We start from the raw sequence: 17509 nt of genomic DNA on the forward strand, positions 1-17509 counted from the left end.
ATGGCGGTCATCGAAACCCATGGCCTCACCAAGCGCTACGGGCGGGTGGTGGCCGTGGAGGACCTGAACCTGGAGGTGCAGGAAGGGGAGGTCTTCGGCCTCCTGGGGCCTAACGGCTCGGGGAAGACCACCACCATCCTCATGCTCCTGGGCCTCACCGAGCCCACCCGGGGCGAGGCCCGGGTTCTGGGATTGGATCCCATGCGGGAACCCTTGAAGGTGAAGAGCCAGGTGGGCTACCTCCCCGACCAGGTGGGGTTTTACGGGGAGCTCACCGCCTGGGAGAACCTGCGCTACACCACCCGCCTTTTGGGCCTCCCCGAGGCCGAGGCCAGGGCCCGCATAGAGGAGGTGCTCAAGCGCATGGGCCTGTGGGAGGTGCGGGACCGGCGGGTTTCCGCCTTCAGCCGGGGGATGCGGCAGCGCCTCGGGCTTGCGGAGGTGCTTTTGAAGAGGCCTAAGGTGGCCATCCTGGACGAGCCCACCCTGGGCCTGGACCCCGAGGCCGCCCGGGAGTTTCTGGAGCTCATCAAGGGCCTAAAGGCGGAGGGCATCACCATCCTCCTATCCAGCCACCTCCTGCACCAGGTCCAGGAGGTCTGCGACCGGGTGGGGCTTTTCCATAAAGGGCACCTCGCCCTTTTGGGCACCGTGGAGGAGTTGGCGCAAAGGGTCTTAGGGGGTGGGTACGAGATCCTGGTGGAGGCCAGCCCGGGCCTCGAGGAGGCCTTCCGCCGCCTGGAAGGCGTGGCCCGGGTGGCAGCGGAGGGAGGGCGGTACCGGATTCTCTCCAGCCGGGACCTCCGGCCGGAGCTGGCCCGGATAGCCGTGGAGCAGGGCGAGCTTCTAAGCCTCTCCCTCCGCCGTCCCAGCCTGGACGAGGTCTACGCCCACTACTTCAAGGAGGTGGCCCATGCGGCGTGAAGGCTCCCCCTGGACCGGGCTTTGGGCGGTCTTCTTCAAGGAGATGGCCGACCATCTCACGGGCTTGAGGATGCGCATTCTGGAGGGGTTGATCCTCCTTTCCGCCCTGGCCGCCGTGTACACCGGCACCCAGACCCTGCGCCAGACCGTGGGGGAGGACCCTTACCTCTACCTGAAGCTCCTCACCACCGCCCAGGACCCCCTGCCCTCCTTCGTGGGCTTCCTCTCCTTCTTCGTACCCCTGGCGGCCATTGCCTTGGCCTTCGATGCGGTGAACGGGGAGTACGCCAGGGGAACGCTTTCCCGTATCCTCTCCCAGCCCATCTACCGGGACGCCCTCCTCTTCGGCAAGTTCCTGGCGGGGCTCGGCACCCTGGCCGTGCTCCTCACCGCCCTCTTCCTCCTGGTGGTGGGCCTCGGCCTCTTCACCCTGGGAGTACCCCCCGGAGGCGAGGAGATGGCCCGGGCCTTCCTCTTCCTCTTGGCCACCTTGGCCTATGCGGGCTTCTGGCTGGCCTTGGGCCTCCTCTTCTCCGTCCTCTTTCGCCAGCCGGCCACCGCCGCCCTAGCCGCCATTGGGGTCTGGCTCTTCTTCGCCGTCTTCTTCCCCATCCTCACCGACCTGGCGGCAAGCGCCCTTCTCCTTCAGGCCGACCCCTTTGACCCGGAAAGCCAGCTCAGGCAGGCCAACCTGGCCCTTTGGATCTCCCGCCTCTCCCCCAACACCCTCTACGCGGAAACCCTCACCGCTGTGCTTAACCCGGCGGTGCGCTCCTTGGGCCCCATCCTCATCACCCAGCTGGAGGGAGCGGTGCTGGGAACCCCCCTTCCCCTCTCCCAAAGCCTCCTCCTGATCTGGCCCCAGCTGACCGGCCTCATGGCCCTGGTGATCCTCCTCTTCACCCTGGCCTACGTGGCCTTCCAGCGGCAAGAGGTGCGCGCCTAGAAAACCCCGCTGGGGCTAAGCACCCCAGCGGGGACCCCGGAAACCCTAGTCCTCCAGCCACTCGGTGGCGTAGGCGTTGGTCTTGGGGATGACGCAGAGGAACTCCACCGGCTCATCCCCTTCGTTCACATAGGCATGGGGCGTGTCCGGGGGGATGTAGACCGCCTGCCCAGCCGCCACCTCCCTCACCTCGTCGCCCAGGTAGATCTTCATGCGCCCGGAGAGCACGTACTGCTCGTGCTCGATGCTGGGGTGCTTGTGCTTGGGAATCCTTCCCCCCGGAAGGATGGTGAACTTGCGGGTGATGAAGTGGGGGGCTCCATCCTCAGGGCCGATGAGCACCTGGATAAAGGCCTTCTCCCCCCGCTCCACGGGACGGGCCTCCACGCTGGCCCCCTGCTTGACCACGGGCTTCATGCCGACCATTGTAGCAAAAGGCCCTCCACTTCCTCATCGGTGACCTCGCCGAAGTCCATGAAGTAGGCCCCCACGGCGGCGAAGTCCGGTGGGGTGGAGAGCACCACCACCTCGGCTTGATCCTTCAGCCTCTCCACCGCATCCGGGCTGGCCACGGGCACCGCCACCACCACCCGCCGGGGTTTTTCCGAGAGGACCACGGCCAAGGCCGCCTCCATGGTGGAACCGGTGGCGATGCCGTCGTCCACCAGCACCACATCCCGGCCCGCAAGGGGCACCTTTGGCCTCACCTTCCGGTAGCGCTCGGCCCGCTTGCGGATCACGTCCTTCTGCCTGGCCGCTTCCCGCTCCAGGTAGCTTTGGTCGGCGTACTGGAGGGCATAGGGCTTCAAGACCATGCCCCCCTTTTCCCCCACCGCCCCCAGGGCGAACTCCGGATTTCCCGGAGCCCCCACCTTGCGCACCAGGACCACATCCAGCTCCCCCCCCAGGCCTTTGGCCACCTCATCCGCCACCACCACCCCGCCTCGAGGGATGCCCAAAACCACAGGGCGTTCTAGACCCAAGGGCTTCAGGGCTTCCACCAGAAGAGCCCCAGCGTGCCTGCGGTCGCGGAAGCGCATAGGAAACCTCCCTATCCATGCTACACCGGTCCATGGTCTTGAACGCGGTATAAAGTTTTTGGTAACCTGGGCCCCAAGGAGGTCAGTATGGACCACGTAGGCTCTAGACCCTGGCTCGCCCACTACGATCCTGGAGTTCCCCCAGAGGTGGAGGTTCCCCCCATCCCCTTGTGGCGCTTCCTGGAAAATAGCGCAAGCCGTTACGCCCAACACGTGGCTCTGGATTTTCTGGGCAAGACCCTTACCTATGCGGAGCTATGGGAGAAATCCCGGCGCTTCGCCGAGGGGCTTAAGGCCCTGGGGGTGAAGCCTGGCGACCGGGTGGCCATCATGCTCCCCAACACCCCCCAGTTCGTCATCGCCTTCTACGGCACCCTTCTGGCGGGGGGCGTGGGAGTCAACGTGAACCCCCTCTACACCCCAAGGGAGCTAAGGCACCAGCTCAAGGACTCGGGGGCGGAAACCCTGGTCATCCTGGACCACCTCCTGCCCCGCTTCCTGGAGGTGGAGGGGGAAACCCCGGTGAAGCGCACCGTGGTCACGGGCGTCAAGGACTTCCTCCCCTTCCCCAAAAACCTCCTTTACCCCTTAAAGGCGAAGCGGGACAAGCTCCCCCTGGGCTTTCCCAAACGGGAAGGATTCCACGCCTTCCTGGACCTCCTGAAGCATCCCCCCGCCACCCCCCATCCCGCTGATCCTGAGGACCTGGCCCTTCTGCAGTACACAGGGGGCACCACAGGCATCTCCAAGGGCGCCATGCTCACCCACCGGAACCTGGTGGCCAACGTCCTGCAGATCGACGCCTGGGATTCCACCTCCAAGGAACTCCTGGGTAAAGGGGTGATGCTGGGAGCTTTGCCCTTTTTCCACGTCTACGGCATGACCGTGGCCATGAACTACGGCATCTACTCCGGTTACAAGATCGTCCTCCTGCCCAGGCCGGAGATCCACGCCATCGTGGAGGCCATTGAAAAGCACCAGGTCACCCACTTCCCCGGGGTGCCCACCCTCTACGTGGCCTTCAACAACTTCCCGGGAATCGAGAAACGGAACGTAAAGAGCATCCGCATCTGCCTCTCCGGAGCCGCTCCCCTACCGGTGGAAGTGGCCAAGCGCTTTGAGGAGATCACCGGGGCCCGGCTCATCGAGGGCTACGGCCTCTCCGAGGCAAGCCCCGTGACCCACTCCAACCCTGTCCAGGGGGAGATCAAAAAGGGCTCCATCGGTATGCCCCTGCCCAGCGTGGACGCCAAGGTGGTGGACGAGGAGGGCAAGGAAGTCCCCATCGGAGAGGTGGGCGAACTCGTCGTCAAAGGCCCCAACATCATGAAGGGCTACTGGAACCGCCCCGAGGAAACCCAAAAGGCCCTCAAGGACGGCTGGCTCTTCACCGGGGACATGGCCCGTATGGACCAGGACGGCTACTTCTACATCGTGGACCGCAAAAAGGACATGATCATCGCCGGTGGCTACAACATCTACCCCCGCGAGGTGGAAGAGGTCCTCTACCAGCACGAAGCCGTCCAGGAAGCCGCCGTGGTGGGCGTACCCGACCCCTACCGTGGAGAAACCGTGGCCGCCTTCCTCGTCCTCAAGGAAGGGTATAAGGGCAAGGTCACGGAAAAGGACATCGAAGCCTTCTGCCGGCAAAACCTCGCCGCCTACAAGGTCCCCCGCATCATCCAGTTCCGGGACAGCCTGCCCAAAACCAGCGTGGGGAAGATCCTCAGGCGGGAACTCCGCGAGGAGTTTGCCAAAAGGCAGCCTTAGCTTTAGGCCCGCGCCCGGGCCACCGCTTCCCTGAAAACCTCCACCGCCCGGTCCACCTCGGCCTCCGTGGTGTAGCGTCCCAGGGAAAAGCGCAAGGAGGCCCGGGCTTCCCTTGGGGAGCGTCCGATGGCCAGGAGGACATGGGAGGGCTCGAGGCTCCCCGCCGAACAGGCCGAGCCCGAGGAAACCGCCACCCCCATGAGGTCCATGGCGAGAAGCAAGGCCTCCCCATCCGCACCCTTCACCGTCACGTTGACCAGCTTGGGCAGGCGGCGCTCGGGATGACCGTTGAGCTCCACCCCTTCCACGGAAAGCAAGCCCGCCTCGAGGCGCTGCCTCAAGGCGAGAAGCCGGGAGGACTCCTCCGGCAAGAGCCTTAAGGCCTTCTCCAGGGCCACCGCCATTCCATGGGCCAGGACTGGGCTTTGCGTGCCCCCCCGTCTTCCCCCCTCCTGCTTGCCCGGCACCAGGGGGAAGAGGTCCACCCCCTGGCGCACCAAAAGGGCTCCAATCCCCTTCGGCCCATAGAACTTGTGGGCGCTTAGGGAAACCAGGTCCGCTCCCACCTCATCCACCCGGAAAGGGACCTGGCCCACGGCCTGCACGGCATCGGTGTGGAAAAGGGCCCCGTGGGCGTGGCCGATCTCGGCCATTTCCCGGATGGGGTAGAGGGTGCCGAGCTCGTTGTTGGCGGCCATGACGCTCACCAGGATGGTGTCGGGCCTCAGGGCCTCCTGCACCTGCTCCGGGTAGACCATCCCAAAGCGGTCGGGCCTGAGCCGGGTCACGGCAAAACCCAGGCGCTCAAGGAGCCGCAAGGCCCCCAGGACCGCGGAGTGCTCCACCTCCGTGCTCACCACATGCCCCTTCCCCTTGGCCAAGGCCACCCCCAAGAGGGCCAGGGCATCCGCCTCGGAACCCGAACCGGTAAAGACCACCTCTCTGGGGCGCACCCCCAGGAGGCTTGCGATCCGCTCCCGGGCTCCCTCCAGCACCCTTCTGGCTTCCTGGCCAAAGCGGTGGATGCTGCTCGGGTTGCCGAAGATTCCCTCCACCTCGCGCATGGCCTGCTGGACCTCGGGGTCCAGGGGCGTGGTGGCCGCGTAGTCCAGATAGACCAAAGCCAAGGTTTCCTCCTTGCCCTCCATTCCCTTTGCCAGGGACAAGCCCTGGCAGCCCTTCCTAAGACCCCATGCCTAGCCTGCGGGCTGGAGCTGGATCAAGCGCTTGGCCTCGATGAGCTTCCGCTCCTCGATGAGGTCCTTCAAGGTGGTGGTCCCCAGGACCTGGCGCATGGCCAGATCCACCCGCTTCCAGAGGAGCTCGGTGGAGCACTGCCCCACCTTGGCGCAGGACTCCGGGTCCTCGATGCAGGAAACCGGGGCCAGGCTGCCCTCGAGGGCCTCCACCACCTCAAGGGCCGTCACCCTCTCGGGGGGGCGGGCCAGGCGGTAGCCCCCCCTGGCCCCCCGCACGGAGCGGATGAACCCGGAGCGCCTAAGCTGGGCGGCGATCTGCTCCAGGTAGTGCTGGCTGATGCCCTGAGCCTCCGCCACCTCCTTAAGGGGCACCGCCTCCGGGGCCTTGAGGCCGATCTCCACCAGGGCCCTGAGGCCGTATTGGGCCTTCGTGGACACCCACATGCCCCCAGTATAGCGCAAAGGCTTTATTTCCTCACGGAAAATACGGTTTTCACGAAGGCCAGGCCAAACAAGGCCGCCTGCAGAAGCACGATGCTGGCCCCGCTGGGCCAGTCCAGGAGGAAGGAGAGGAAAAGGCCAAGCAGCGTGGAAAAGGAGGCCAGGAGGAGGGAAAGAAGGGTGAGCCCGGCAAAGGTGCGGCTCAAGAGCCTGGCCGCCGCCCCGGGGATCACCAAAAAGGCCGCCACCAGAATAATCCCAACCACCTTCACCGCCAGCACCAGGCTCACGGCAAGGAAGCCGGAAAGGAGGTAGTCGTGGAGAACCACCGGCACCCGGTCGGAAAGGGCCAGTTCCCGGTCAAAGGTGGCGTAGGCCAAGGGCCCCCACAGGGGAAGGAGGAAGAGGGCCAGGAAGAGGAGGAGGACCATGGCCCAAAGGTCCGCGGGCCCCACCGCCAGAAGGGAGCCGAAGAGGTAGCCCATGGCGTCCCCCACATACCCCCGGGCCTTGGAGAGGAAGACCGCCCCCAGGGCCACGGAGAGGGCGAAGAAGACCCCGATGGCGGTGTCCTCGGAAAGCTCGGTCTTCTCCTTCACAAGGGTGATGGCCATGGCCACCAGAAAGGTGAAGGGCAGGGCAAACCAAAGGGGCTCCCCCCTTAGGAAAAGCCCCAAGGCCACCCCGGCGAAGGCGGCGTGGGCAAGCCCATCCCCCAGGAAGGAAAGCCGCCTTTGCACCACGAAGGGGGAGAGCAATCCGGAAAGAAGGCTCACCAAAAGCCCTGCGAGGAGGGCCCTCTGGAAAAAGGGATAACCCAGGGCGTCAAGCATGCCCACCCCCCAGGTACAGCCCGTGGGCATGGCCCAGGTGTCCAAAGGCCTGGCGCAGGCACTCCTCGGTGAGGGCCCGCTCCGGCGGACCAAACCCCACCACCCTGCGGTTCATCACCAGGACGTGGCTGGCATGGTGGGCGGCCTCCCAGTCGTGGGTGATCATCAGCACCGTGGCCCCCGATTCCTCCTGGTAGGCCTCCAGGTACCGGTAGAGGTCCACCTCCCCCACCCGGTCCACCCCGGTGGCGGGCTCATCCAAAAGGAGGATCCTCGGCCGGCGGATGAGGGCCCGAGCCAGGTAGACCCGTTGGAGCTGCCCCCCGGAAAGCCGGCCCAAGGGGCGGAAAGCCAGTGCCTCCGCCCCCACCCGCCTTAAGGCGGAAAGGGCTTCCTCCCTTTCCCGGGGGGACAGGCGGAAGGGCCAGCGCCGCCTCAGACCCGTGGCCACCAGTTCCAGGGAAAGCGCCGGGAAGGAGCGGTCAAAGGTCTTGATCTGGGGTACATAGCCGAACCACAGGGGATCGGTTTCCCTCAAGGAACGCCCCAAAACCCGGACCTCGCCCCGGAAGGGAACAAGGCCCAGGATGGCCTTCAAAAAGGTGCTCTTCCCCGCCCCGTTGGGGCCCACGATGGCCACGAAGGCTCCCTCTGGCACCTTCAGGCTGACGCCCTCCAGGGCCCTGAACTCCCCAAAGCGCACGGACAGGTCTCGGACCTCGAGGGCCAACACACAATAACGGTAATCCATTTTCAACAAGCCCGTCAAGCCCACCGGGAAACGCCTGGAAGAACCCGCCCTGAAGAACGCTCCCACAGGCTTTCCAGCCCGCCGACGGCACCGGTGGCCTGGCTTTGTTTTGGGGGCAGCCCGTCCTTTAAGCCCCTACCCCAGAACCCAAGGCATCCCCATCGGACCGGTAGAGCCCGGCCTGCAAGCGCCAGAGCTCCGCATAGACCCCAGCCCGCCCCAGGAGCTCCTCGTGGGTTCCTTCCTCCACCAGGCGCCCCTTTTGCAGGACCAGGATCCGGTCCGCCATCTGCACGGAGCCCAGGCGGTGCGTGATGAGGAGGACGGTCCTGCCGCGGGAAAGCTCGGCAAACCGCCGGTAGAGATGGGCCTCCTCCTTGGGGTCCAGGGAGGCCGTGGGCTCATCCAGCACGAGAAGTTCGCCCCCACGAAAAAAAGCACGGGAGAGGGCCACGCGCTGCCACTCGCCTAAGGAGAGCTCCGTGCCCCCGAAGGCCTTGGAGAGCAGGGCCTCCGGTCCGAGCCGCTCCAGGAGTTCCAAGGCCCCTCCCGCCCTGGCCGCCTCCCACAGGCGTCCCTCATCAGAAAGGGCCTCCAAGTCCCCTAAGGCGATGTTCTCCCGCAGGGTAAGGGCATAGCGGCCATAGTCCTGGAAGACCGCGGAAACCAGGCGGCGCCAGGCGTCAAGGTCCAGCTCCCTGAGGTCCACCCCGTCCACCAGGATGCGGCCCTCCGTGGGGTCATAGAAGCGGAGAAGGAGCTTGACCAAGGTGGTCTTGCCCGCACCGTTTTCCCCCACCAGGGCCAGCTGCTCCCCCCGCCGGATGGTGAAGGAGACGCCCTCGAGGGCCCGCCGGCCCCCGGGGTAGACGAAGCCCACGTTTTCAAAGCGAATCTCCTCGAAACCTTGCACCGCCTTGGAAGCAGTCTGAGCCAAGGCGGGAGGTAAGGCCAGAAAGGCCTCAAGCCGCTCAAAGTAGAGGAGGCTTTCGTACAGCATCCCCCCATCCTGGATCAGGCCGTAGAGGTTCTGCTGCAAGGTCCCCACCGACTGCAGGAGGAGCACCAGGCTGCCGAGCCCTGAAGCCCCCAAAAGAGCCTGCCGCAACCCCAAGTACAGGGCCAGGGCGGTGGCCAGGGTGCTTCCCAGCACCAAACCGCTGGCCCCCAGGGCCTGCCGTCCCCGGGCCCGCCACAAGGCCCGGTGCAACCGCCAAAAGGCCTCCAGATACCGCCCCCGGAAGAAGGGCAACAGGCCATAAAGCCGGACCTCCTTGGCTCCTTCCGGGCTCAGAAGGGCCTCGGCGAAGTAGCGCATCCGCCGGGCCTCGGGCGCCCCAAAGAGAAGGGCTTCCCACACCCCCTTTTGCAACCGAAAGGTGAGGAGGGCCTGGGGTAGGCTACCCACAAGCAACAGCAGGGGGAATACCGGGGCCAGGCTGAAGAGCAACCCCAATACCCCCGCCACCGTGATCCCCTGGCGGAAGGCGTTGCCGAGAAAAACCAGCAGGTTTAGGGGCTGGTACGGTGCCTGGTCCCGCAGCACCTGAAGCTCGTCGTGGAAGCTGGGGTTCTCAAAGGGCGTCAGGTCGGGAAGGCCCGCAGCCTTTTCCATCAGCAAGAGGTGCACCCTGGCCGTGAGCTTTTCGTTGACCGCCCCCTGCAGAAAGGCCACCCAGGGCACCAGCAGAAAATCCAGGGCGAAGGCCAGGGCAAGCCCTGCCAGGGGCCAGAACAGGTCCGTAAGGGATCCCCTTCCCAGTTCCCGCGCCAGGCCGTCCACCAGAGTGCGGGTGAGACCCAGCACCGCAACCGGAAGGAGCCCGCCCAGGGCGAGAAGGCCCAAAAGCAAGGCCGCCTCCCGCGGGGCCGCCTGGAACACCTGGCGTAGGGCAAGGAGGAGCCTGCGGATCAAAGATCCGGGGTGCGAGGGCATAGGCCCTTCCATACCCAAAGCGCCCTCCTCCAAAAGTATAGACCTTCTCCAAAAGCCTGAGTGAGAGGAAACCCTGCCCCTAGAAGCTGTGCTCGTCAGAGGGGAACACGCCCTCCCGCACCTCCTGCACGTACTGGGATAGGGCCTCGAGGAAGAGCCTTTCCCCCTCCAGATACCGCTTCACGAACCGGGGCTTGAACTCCCCGTAAAGCCCCACCACGTCGTGGAAGACCAGAATCTGGGCGTCCGTGTGGGAGCCGGCTCCGATGCCCACGGTGTGGATGGATAGCCGTTCCGTGATCTCCCTGGCCAGGTCCTTGGGCACCATCTCCAGCACCACCCCGTAAGCCCCCGCCCCCTCGAGGGCCATGGCCCCTTTTAGAATGCGCTCGGCCTCCTCGGGGCGCCTCCCCTGCAGCCTGTAGCCCCCAAGCTGGCTCGCCGTCTGGGGGGTGAGGCCCACGTGGCCCAGGACCGGCACCCCCGCCCGGCTGAGCCCGAAGACGATCTCCGCCACCTCCTCCCCACCCTCCAGCTTCACCGCATCCGCCCCGCCTTCCTTGAGAAGCCGCTCGGCGGCGAAAAGGGCCCGGTCCAGGGTGGCATAGGAGAGATAGGGCAGGTCCGCCACCAAGAAGGTGTCCGGGGCCCCCCGCCGGGCCGCCTTGGTGTGGTGGAGCATCTCCTCCAGGCTCACGGGAACCGTGGAGGAATAGCCCAGCACCACCATGCCCAGGGAATCCCCCACCAGGATGGCGTCCACCCCAGCCCGCTCAGCTAGGCGGGCCGTGGGGTAGTCGTAGGCGGTGAGGTAAACGAGCCTCTGGCCCTTGGCGTGACGGAACTCCTTAACCGTCCGGCGCATGGGAATAAGGCTATCATGAAAGGGCGTGGAAGTGCACCCGGACCTCGCCCTAAGGCCCAGGACCCTGGACGAGTACATCGGCCAGGAGAGGTTGAAGAAGAAGCTGAGGGTGTACCTCGAGGCGGCCAAGGCCCGGGGGGAGCCCCTAGAGCACCTCCTCCTCTTCGGGCCCCCGGGCCTGGGCAAGACCACCCTGGCCCACGTGATCGCCTACGAGCTTGGGGTGAACCTGCGCGTCACCTCGGGGCCCGCCATAGAGAAACCCGGCGATCTGGCCGCCATCCTGGCCAACTCCCTAGAGGAAGGGGACATCCTCTTCATCGACGAGATCCACCGGCTAAGCCGCCAGGCGGAGGAGCACCTCTACCCGGCCATGGAGGACTTCAAGATGGACATCGTCATCGGCCAGGGGCCGGCGGCCCGCACCATCCGCCTGGAGCTTCCCCTCTTCACCCTGATCGGGGCCACCACCCGCCCGGGCCTCATCACCGCCCCCTTGCGGAGCCGCTTCGGCATCGTGGAGCACCTGGAGTACTACTCCCTGGAGGAGCTGGCCGAAGGGGTCAGGCGGGATGCGAGGCTTCTAGGGGTGGCCATTACCGAGGAGGCCGCCCTGGAGATCGCCAAAAGAAGCCGGGGCACCATGCGCGTGGCCAAACGGCTTTTCCGGCGGGTGCGGGACTTTGCCCAGGTGGCAGGGGAGGAAACCATCACCCAGGAAAGGACCCTGGAAGCCCTAAACGCCTTGGGCCTGGATGAGCTGGGCCTGGAGAAACGGGACCGGGAGATCCTGGAAACCCTGATCCTGCGCTTCGGAGGCGGCCCGGTGGGCCTGCAGACCCTGGCCACCGCCGTCTCCGAGGATCCAGGTACCCTGGAAGAAGTCCACGAACCTTACCTCATCCAGCAGGGGCTCCTGAAGCGCACCCCCCGGGGCCGGGTGGCCACGGAACGGGCCTACCGCCACCTGGGCTATCCCCCTCCCGTGGAACCCCTTCTCTAGGCCATGGTACGGGCCACCCTGGAAGAACTGGACCTGGCGGAACTCCTGAGGGTCCTGGCCGACCACCAGAAAAGCGCCGTGGTGACCTTCCGGGGGCGCCTTTACGGCCGGGTCCATCTCCTAAAGGGGCGCATCCTCTACGCCCGCACCGAACCCGGGCCCCACCTGGGGGAGTACCTGGTGCGCCTTGGCCACCTTTCCCTGGAGGAAGTTCAGGAGTTGGTGGAGCGCCAGGGGCGGGAAAACCCTGGCACTCCCTTGGGGGCCCTGGCCCTGGAGCTGGGCCTCATCGGGGAAGAGGAGCTAAGGGAGGCCCTCGAGGCCCAGGTCCTGGAGGCCCTGGCCACCCTGCTGGGGGAGAAGGAAGGGGAGATCCTGGCCGAGCCCTTCGAGGAGGGAAGCCAGGTGGCCTTGCCGGAAACCCTGGAAACCAAGGCCACCCTTCTGGAAGCCGCCCGGCGCCTGGACGAGTGGCGCCAAGGCCAGGTGGACCCCGACGAGGTCTTCCACCTGGTGGAGGATCCCACCCGCCACCCCCTCACCCCCGAGGCCTGGACGGTGTTGGAACTCTTGGACGGGGTGCGCCGGGCGAGAGGCGTGGCCCTGCTATCCGGCCTTCCGGAAGAGCAGGTTTACCACATCCTCTTTGAGCTGAAAAGCCGGGGGCTGATCCGCCCTTCCACCCTGCTTGCGGACGACCCCCTGGTCCTGGTGCTGGCGGAAAGCGGGGTGGTGCGGCGGCTTCTCCTCTACCTCCTGGAGGCCCACCGCTACCGGGTGCAGCTTCCCCTGGACCTGAAGATGGCCCTGCGCCTTCTCAAGGAAAGGCCCAAGGCCATCATCCTCCAGGGGGAAAGGACCTTAGAAATGGCCCGAAAACTCCGGGCCCACCCCGAGGGCAAGCTGGCCTCCCTGTACGTGGTGAGCGAAACCCCCCCGGGGCTTCTCTTCCGTCCCCTCAGGGTTTTGCATCTTCCCAAACCCTTAAAGGCCCAGGAGGTGCTTAAGGCCCTGGCCCCCTTAAGGCGGAGCGGAACCTAGTTGGGCCGCCTCCCCTCCCGCAGGATGGCCTCCGCCCGCTCCCGGTAGGAGAGCAAGGCCTGGCGCCATTCATCGGCGGGATGGACATGGGGCAGCACCGCCTCCGCACGGGCCAGGATCTCCTCAGGAGAGCGGTAGCCCAGCTGGACCAGAGTGTCCACCACCATCTCCTGGGCCCCCACCCACTCCCGGCTTCCCTCCTCGGAAACCTCCGCCGCCTTACGGTAGTGGGCCAAAGCTTCTTCCAGGTGCATCAGGTCGTAGGCGATATGGCCCAGGATGAGCTCCCCTGCCGCCTCCGCCCCCTGGCGCATGGCTCTATGGGCCATTTCCTCCGCCTCCTGGTACCGCCCCTGCCGGTACAAAGCCTCAGCCAGGTCCGCCAGGGCCTGGGCCCGGTAGGGGTAGCCCTCTTCCCGCAAAAGGGCCTCCAGGTACTCCTCCGCCTCCAGGTAGGCCCCCTGGTCCAAGGCCGCCACCGCCATCTCGTGGAGAACGTATCCCTTCTCCAGACCCTCAGCCCTGGCCAGGGCTTCCTGGAAGGCCGCCATGCCCTCGGGGTAGCGGCCCAGGCGGAGCAGGATCTGCCCCTGCAGAAGGGGGGTGCCATAGGCCTTGTGGCCGCTTTCCTCCTCCAAGGCCAAAGCCCTCTGCACCTCCTCCAGGGCCCGGTTGGGGTTATCCAGGAGAAGATGGGCCCGGGCCAGGAGGTAGTGGCGGGTGGCGGCGTCCTCCACGGGCTCCTCCCCCACGGCTCCCGAGGCCTCCTCGAGGGCCAGAAGGGCCCTTTCCCCCTCCCCCGCCTCCAGCCACATGGCGGCAGCATCCAAAAGGAGCCAGTAGCGCTCCAGCCCCAAGGCCAGCTCCGCCCCCCTCTCGTAGGCCAAAGCGGCCTCCCGGTAACGGCCGAGCCTTTCCAAGGCCCTTCCCTTAAGCCCCTCCGCCCGCCAGGCCAAAAAGGCGGGAAGCCCCTCCTTGAGTGTCCTCAGAACCTCCTCAAACCGGCCCAGGTAGAAAAGGGCCTGGGCCTGATGGTAGCGGGCCCGGGGGTCCTCCGTGGGAAGGAACAGGGCCAGCACCTCCCTTTCCCCCCGGCCCTCGAGGGCCAGAAGCTCCCCCAGAAGGGCCCGGTACAGGGGGTCGTACTCCAGCCCCCCAAGCTCATAGGCCTCCTCCAAGGCCCAGTGGGCCTTCTCCAGCCCCTCCTCCCCGTAGAGGCTGTGCACCTCCGCCAGGAGCAAAAGGGCCTCCCGGGCCTCCCCCTTGGAGCCGAACAGGGCCTTCCGGGCAAGGCGTTCAATGGCGGTATCGTAATCCCCTTGGTGCAGGGCCTCGAGGACCCCCTTCATCGCCGCTAGAGGATACCACACCCCTCAGTCCTCTCACCGCAAAGGCGCTACCATAGGACCAGGGAGGTAGACCTTGCCGCAGCGGATCAACCCCTTCACCCTAGTCTTCTTGCTCCTTCTAGGCTATCTGGCCTATACCGCCTTCACGGGCCCCCCAGCCCCCACCCTTCCCTACACGGAGTTCCGCACCCTGGTGCGCCAGGGCAAAGTGGCGGAGGTGACCCTGGAGGAAACCCGCATCCTGGGCACCTTGAAGGAACCCGAGCGCTTCCCCACTCCGCAGGGGGGAAGCCAAGTGGCCAGGCGCTTCGCCGTGCCCCTGCCCCCGGCCCAGGTGACCGACCCCGAGCTATTGCGCTTCCTGGAGGAAAACGGGGTGAGGATCGTCACCAAACCTCCCTCCCTGTGGCCCCAGTTCCTCCTGTACCTGGGACCTACCCTCCTCCTCATCGTCTTCTTCTGGTTCTTCTTCATGCGGGCCCAGGGCGGGGCCGGGCAGGTGATGCAGTTCGGGCAGAGCCGGGCCAAGCTTTACGGGAAGGAAAAGCAGGTCAACACCACCTTCAAGGACGTAGCCGGCCACGAGGAAGCCAAGCGGGAACTCATGGAGGTGGTGGACTTCCTCAAGAACCCCAAGAAGTACCTGGAGCTGGGCGCGGAAATCCCCAAAGGAGTTCTCCTGGTGGGCCCTCCCGGAACCGGCAAGACCCTTCTGGCCCGGGCGGTGGCGGGGGAAGCAGGTGTCCCCTTCTTCTCCGTCTCCGCCAGCGAGTTCATGGAGATGTTCGTGGGCGTGGGGGCAAGCCGGGTGCGAAGCCTCTTTGAGGACGCCCGACGGAACGCTCCCAGCATCATCTTCATCGACGAGCTGGACTCCATCGGCCGCAAACGGGGGGCAGGCATCGGGGGTGGCCATGACGAGCGGGAGCAGACCCTGAACCAGATCCTTTCCGAGATGGACGGCTTTGAAAAGGACACCTCGGTGATCGTCCTGGCCGCCACCAACCGCCCGGACATCCTGGACCCTGCCCTGCTGCGCCCCGGGCGCTTTGACCGCCAGGTGGTGGTGGGCCTACCCACCCTGGAGGAGCGCCGGGATATCCTCCTGGTGCACATGCGGGGTAAACCCATCGCCGAGGAGGTGGACGCCCTGGAGCTGGCCCACCTCACCCCGGGCTTCTCCGGGGCCGACCTGAAGAACCTGGTCAACGAGGCAGCCCTGCTGGCGGCCCGGGATGGCGCCAAGAAAATCCGCAAGGAGCACTTCCTGAAGGCCCTGGACAAGATCGTCCTGGGCCTCGAGCGGCCTGCCCTTAAGCTTTCCGAGGAGGAGAAGAGGGCCGTGGCCTACCACGAGGCCGGGCATGCGGTGGTGGGCGAGGTTCTGCCCCACGCTGACAAAACCGAGAAGGTTTCCATCGTCCCCCGGGGCATGGCCTTGGGAGCCCGCTGGAGCAAACCGGAGGAAAGGGTTTTGGTTTCCAAGAACCACCTCATGGACGAACTGGCCGTCCTCATGGCAGGCCGAGTGGCGGAGGAGCTCTTCACCGGCACCGTGACCACCGGGGCCCAGGACGACTTCAAACGGGCCACCCAGATCGCCAAACGCATGGTCCTGGACTGGGGTATGGGGGAGCACTTCAAGAACATCGCCTGGGGTTCGGACTCCGGCCCCATCTTCCTGGGTGAGGAGATCGCCAAGAAGAAGGACCACTCCGAGGAAACCGCCCGCCTCATCGACCAAGACATCCGCAAGATCCTGGACGAAGCCTACGCCAAGGCCCGCCAGGTCCTCATGGAGCACGCCCCCGCCATGCACAAGATCGCCGAGGAACTCCTTAGGGAGGAGACCATCCCCGGGGAGCGGGTGCGGGCCATCCTCAAGGAAGCCCAAGCGGTGCAAAGGGCCTCGGAGGAAAGCGCCTAGCAAAGGGCGGGAAGAGCCTTTTCGGCCTCCGAGAGAAGGGCCTGCTTTGTGGGATCATCCCAGCCCAGTAGAGGAGCCATGAGGTCCCCCACCCGGGGCAGGATCTCCTCCGCCCGCTTCCGGTCCAGAAGGGCCAGGCCCAGCCTGCGGGCCAGCACGTCCAGGGGCTTTTGGGCAAGCTCCTCCCTCACCGCCCACACCACCTCCCCCTCCAGGTAGGGAAGCCCGGGGAGAAGGGGCCTATCCCCCAAGGCCGCCACCTCGGGAGCCAGGGTGCCGTAGTGGGCGTAGAGGTGTTCGGCCACCCCCTCCGGCAGGGGCAGGGGAGGCCTGGGCCCCGCCCCCAGGAGGGGGGTGCGGTGGCTTGGGGAAGGAGGGAGGGAAAGGGAGAGGTCCCGGGCCAGGCGCTCCAGGAGGTCCAGGGCCATGAGGCGGAAGGTGGTCCACTTGCCCCCGGTGAGGGTGTAGAGGCCCTGTTCCTCCACGATGAGGTGGTCCCGCACCAAAAGCCGGGTCTCCCCCTTCCCCACCAAGGGCCTGAGGCCCGCCCAGGCGGCCAGGACCCTATCCGAGAGGTCTCCCAGGTAGGGCCGGATCTCCTCCAGGAGGTAGGCCACCTCCTCCTCCCGGGGCAAGGGGCAGGCGGTGGCCTCGGCGGGGAGGTCGGTGGTGCCCAGAAGGGCCCGGCCCTGCCAGGGCAGGAGGAAGAGGACCCGGCCGTCCCGGGTCCTGGGCAGGAGGAGGCCCACCCGCAGGGGGTAGTCCAGGACCAGGTGGGTCCCGCTGGAGGGGGTGAGGAGGGGGGGAAGATGGGGATCCAAAAGGTGGCGCACCCGGTCCGCCAGGGGGCCAGCGGCGTTCACCACCGCCCGGGCCTGGACCTCCACCTCCCGGCCCCTCAGGCGGTCCCGGACCACCGCCCCCCTTACCCTTCCCCCCTTCCGGAGGAAGCCCGTGGCCTCGGCGTGGTTCAGGGCCACCGCCCCCCGCGCGATAGCGGAGAGGATGAGGGCCAGGTTCAGGCGGTAGTCGGCGAACTGCCCGTCCTGGTAGAGGATGCCCCCCAGGGTGGGGGGAAGGTCGGGGAAGAGAGCCTGCACCTCCTTGGGAGGAGCGTAGCGGCTTGGGGCCAGCCGCCTCCTTCCCGCCAACAGGTCGTAGAGCTTGAGGCCAAGCCCGTAGTAGGGGATCTCCAGGGGGCGGAAGAGGGGGGTGAGGAGGGTTAAGGGCCTGGCCAGGTGGGGGGCGAGCTCCATCACCACCCTCCTCTCCCGGAGGGCGTCCCGCACCAGGCGAAGCTGCCTGGGGTCCCGGTGCCGCACCGCCAGCTCCAGGTAGCGCACCCCCCCGTGGAGGAGCTTGGTGGAGCGGCTGCTGGTCCCAGCCCCGAAGTCCCCCGTCTCCACCAAGGCCGCCTTCAGGCCCCTTAGGGTGGCCTCCCACAACACCCCCGCCCCCGTGGCCCCACCCCCCAGGATCAGGAG

At 66.4% G+C, this 17509-nt stretch carries 16 protein-coding genes; 6 read left to right on the plus strand and 10 right to left on the minus strand.

Annotated features, from left to right (window positions below):
• Complete coding sequence (locus TNMX_RS04165; protein ID WP_038029819.1) at window positions 1-924, plus strand: ABC transporter ATP-binding protein; 924 nt, start codon at window positions 1-3, stop codon at window positions 922-924.
• Window positions 914-1870, plus strand: coding sequence for an ABC transporter permease (locus TNMX_RS04170; RefSeq protein ID WP_015717782.1), 957 nt, complete (start codon window positions 914-916; stop codon window positions 1868-1870). The genes TNMX_RS04165 and TNMX_RS04170 overlap by 11 nt, the downstream gene beginning before the upstream one ends.
• A gap of 45 nt (window positions 1871-1915) precedes the next feature.
• On the opposite strand, the gene TNMX_RS04175 is transcribed toward TNMX_RS04170, so the two are convergent.
• Together TNMX_RS04175 and TNMX_RS04180 are read right to left on the minus strand one after the other, a co-directional pair.
• Entirely contained in the window at window positions 1916-2296 is a 381-nt protein-coding gene (locus TNMX_RS04175) for a cupin domain-containing protein (RefSeq protein ID WP_015717783.1), read from the minus strand.
• Window positions 2284-2910 carry a phosphoribosyltransferase gene (locus TNMX_RS04180; RefSeq protein WP_038029823.1) on the minus strand — a complete coding sequence of 209 codons (627 nt, stop codon included), beginning with the start codon at window positions 2908-2910 and terminating at the stop codon, window positions 2284-2286. The genes TNMX_RS04175 and TNMX_RS04180 overlap by 13 nt, the downstream gene beginning before the upstream one ends.
• A gap of 87 nt (window positions 2911-2997) precedes the next feature.
• Between TNMX_RS04180 and TNMX_RS04185 the strand changes: the two genes are divergently transcribed.
• On the plus strand, window positions 2998-4680 hold the full coding sequence (locus tag TNMX_RS04185; protein WP_038029826.1) for a long-chain fatty acid--CoA ligase: 1683 nt from the start codon (window positions 2998-3000) through the stop codon (window positions 4678-4680).
• A gap of 2 nt (window positions 4681-4682) precedes the next feature.
• On the opposite strand, the gene TNMX_RS04190 is transcribed toward TNMX_RS04185, so the two are convergent.
• The 6 genes from TNMX_RS04190 to panB all read right to left on the minus strand — a co-directional run bounded on the left by TNMX_RS04190 (window position 4683) and on the right by panB (window position 10705).
• Window positions 4683-5828 carry a cysteine desulfurase family protein gene (locus TNMX_RS04190; RefSeq protein ID WP_038029829.1) on the minus strand — a complete coding sequence of 382 codons (1146 nt, stop codon included), beginning with the start codon at window positions 5826-5828 and terminating at the stop codon, window positions 4683-4685.
• Between the two features lie 48 nt (window positions 5829-5876).
• A complete protein-coding gene (locus TNMX_RS04195; protein WP_038029832.1) occupies window positions 5877-6323 on the minus strand; it encodes an Rrf2 family transcriptional regulator in 447 nt (148 codons plus the stop codon).
• 23 nt (window positions 6324-6346) lie between these two features.
• Window positions 6347-7153, minus strand: a complete 807-nt coding sequence (locus TNMX_RS04200) for a metal ABC transporter permease (protein ID WP_015717788.1) — start codon at window positions 7151-7153, stop codon at window positions 6347-6349.
• Window positions 7146-7886 (minus strand): metal ABC transporter ATP-binding protein, encoded by a 741-nt coding sequence (locus TNMX_RS04205; RefSeq protein ID WP_038029835.1) that lies wholly within the window; start codon window positions 7884-7886, stop codon window positions 7146-7148. The genes TNMX_RS04200 and TNMX_RS04205 overlap by 8 nt, the downstream gene beginning before the upstream one ends.
• A 145-nt stretch (window positions 7887-8031) precedes the next feature.
• A complete protein-coding gene (locus TNMX_RS04210; protein WP_052037932.1) occupies window positions 8032-9840 on the minus strand; it encodes an ABC transporter ATP-binding protein in 1809 nt (602 codons plus the stop codon).
• A gap of 79 nt (window positions 9841-9919) precedes the next feature.
• Window positions 9920-10705, minus strand: a complete 786-nt coding sequence (gene panB, locus TNMX_RS04215) for a 3-methyl-2-oxobutanoate hydroxymethyltransferase (RefSeq protein WP_038029837.1) — start codon at window positions 10703-10705, stop codon at window positions 9920-9922.
• A gap of 31 nt (window positions 10706-10736) precedes the next feature.
• Here panB and ruvB point away from each other — a divergent pair, with 31 nt between their 5' ends.
• Window positions 10737-11708 (plus strand): Holliday junction branch migration DNA helicase RuvB, encoded by a 972-nt coding sequence (gene ruvB / locus TNMX_RS04220; RefSeq protein ID WP_038029852.1) that lies wholly within the window; start codon window positions 10737-10739, stop codon window positions 11706-11708.
• A 3-nt stretch (window positions 11709-11711) separates the two neighbouring features.
• Entirely contained in the window at window positions 11712-12749 is a 1038-nt protein-coding gene (locus tag TNMX_RS04225) for a DUF4388 domain-containing protein (RefSeq protein WP_038029839.1), read from the plus strand.
• Here TNMX_RS04225 and TNMX_RS04230 read toward each other — a convergent pair.
• Window positions 12746-14098, minus strand: coding sequence for a tetratricopeptide repeat protein (locus TNMX_RS04230; RefSeq protein WP_038029841.1), 1353 nt, complete (start codon window positions 14096-14098; stop codon window positions 12746-12748). The two genes, TNMX_RS04225 and TNMX_RS04230, sit on opposite strands and share 4 nt — an antisense overlap.
• 73 nt (window positions 14099-14171) lie before the next feature.
• On the opposite strand from TNMX_RS04230, the gene ftsH reads away from it, so the two are divergent.
• Entirely contained in the window at window positions 14172-16025 is a 1854-nt protein-coding gene (ftsH, locus tag TNMX_RS04235) for an ATP-dependent zinc metalloprotease FtsH (RefSeq protein WP_038029843.1), read from the plus strand.
• Here the strand turns inward: ftsH and TNMX_RS04240 are convergent.
• On the minus strand, window positions 16022-17509 hold a 1488-nt coding region (locus TNMX_RS04240), incomplete at its 5' end, for a glycerol-3-phosphate dehydrogenase/oxidase (RefSeq protein ID WP_038029845.1). The two genes, ftsH and TNMX_RS04240, sit on opposite strands and share 4 nt — an antisense overlap.

Source organism: Thermus sp. NMX2.A1 (assembly GCF_000511705.1).
GTDB classification, from domain to species: Bacteria; Deinococcota; Deinococci; order Deinococcales; family Thermaceae; genus Thermus; species Thermus scotoductus.

What these genes read in the sequence shown, in the direction of transcription:
- TNMX_RS04165 (WP_038029819.1), top strand. Translation starts at nt 1, where the DNA reads ATGGCGGTCATCGAAACCCATGGCCTCACCAAGCGCTACGGGCGGGTG.
- TNMX_RS04170 (WP_015717782.1), top strand. Translation starts at nt 914, where the DNA reads ATGCGGCGTGAAGGCTCCCCCTGGACCGGGCTTTGGGCGGTCTTCTTC.
- TNMX_RS04175 (WP_015717783.1), bottom strand. Translation starts at nt 2,296, where the DNA reads ATGGTCGGCATGAAGCCCGTGGTCAAGCAGGGGGCCAGCGTGGAGGCC.
- TNMX_RS04180 (WP_038029823.1), bottom strand. Translation starts at nt 2,910, where the DNA reads ATGCGCTTCCGCGACCGCAGGCACGCTGGGGCTCTTCTGGTGGAAGCC.
- TNMX_RS04185 (WP_038029826.1), top strand. Translation starts at nt 2,998, where the DNA reads ATGGACCACGTAGGCTCTAGACCCTGGCTCGCCCACTACGATCCTGGA.
- TNMX_RS04190 (WP_038029829.1), bottom strand. Translation starts at nt 5,828, where the DNA reads ATGGAGGGCAAGGAGGAAACCTTGGCTTTGGTCTATCTGGACTACGCG.
- TNMX_RS04195 (WP_038029832.1), bottom strand. Translation starts at nt 6,323, where the DNA reads ATGTGGGTGTCCACGAAGGCCCAATACGGCCTCAGGGCCCTGGTGGAG.
- TNMX_RS04200 (WP_015717788.1), bottom strand. Translation starts at nt 7,153, where the DNA reads ATGCTTGACGCCCTGGGTTATCCCTTTTTCCAGAGGGCCCTCCTCGCA.
- TNMX_RS04210 (WP_052037932.1), bottom strand. Translation starts at nt 9,840, where the DNA reads ATGCCCTCGCACCCCGGATCTTTGATCCGCAGGCTCCTCCTTGCCCTA.
- panB (WP_038029837.1), bottom strand. Translation starts at nt 10,705, where the DNA reads ATGCGCCGGACGGTTAAGGAGTTCCGTCACGCCAAGGGCCAGAGGCTC.
- TNMX_RS04225 (WP_038029839.1), top strand. Translation starts at nt 11,712, where the DNA reads ATGGTACGGGCCACCCTGGAAGAACTGGACCTGGCGGAACTCCTGAGG.
- TNMX_RS04230 (WP_038029841.1), bottom strand. Translation starts at nt 14,098, where the DNA reads ATGAAGGGGGTCCTCGAGGCCCTGCACCAAGGGGATTACGATACCGCC.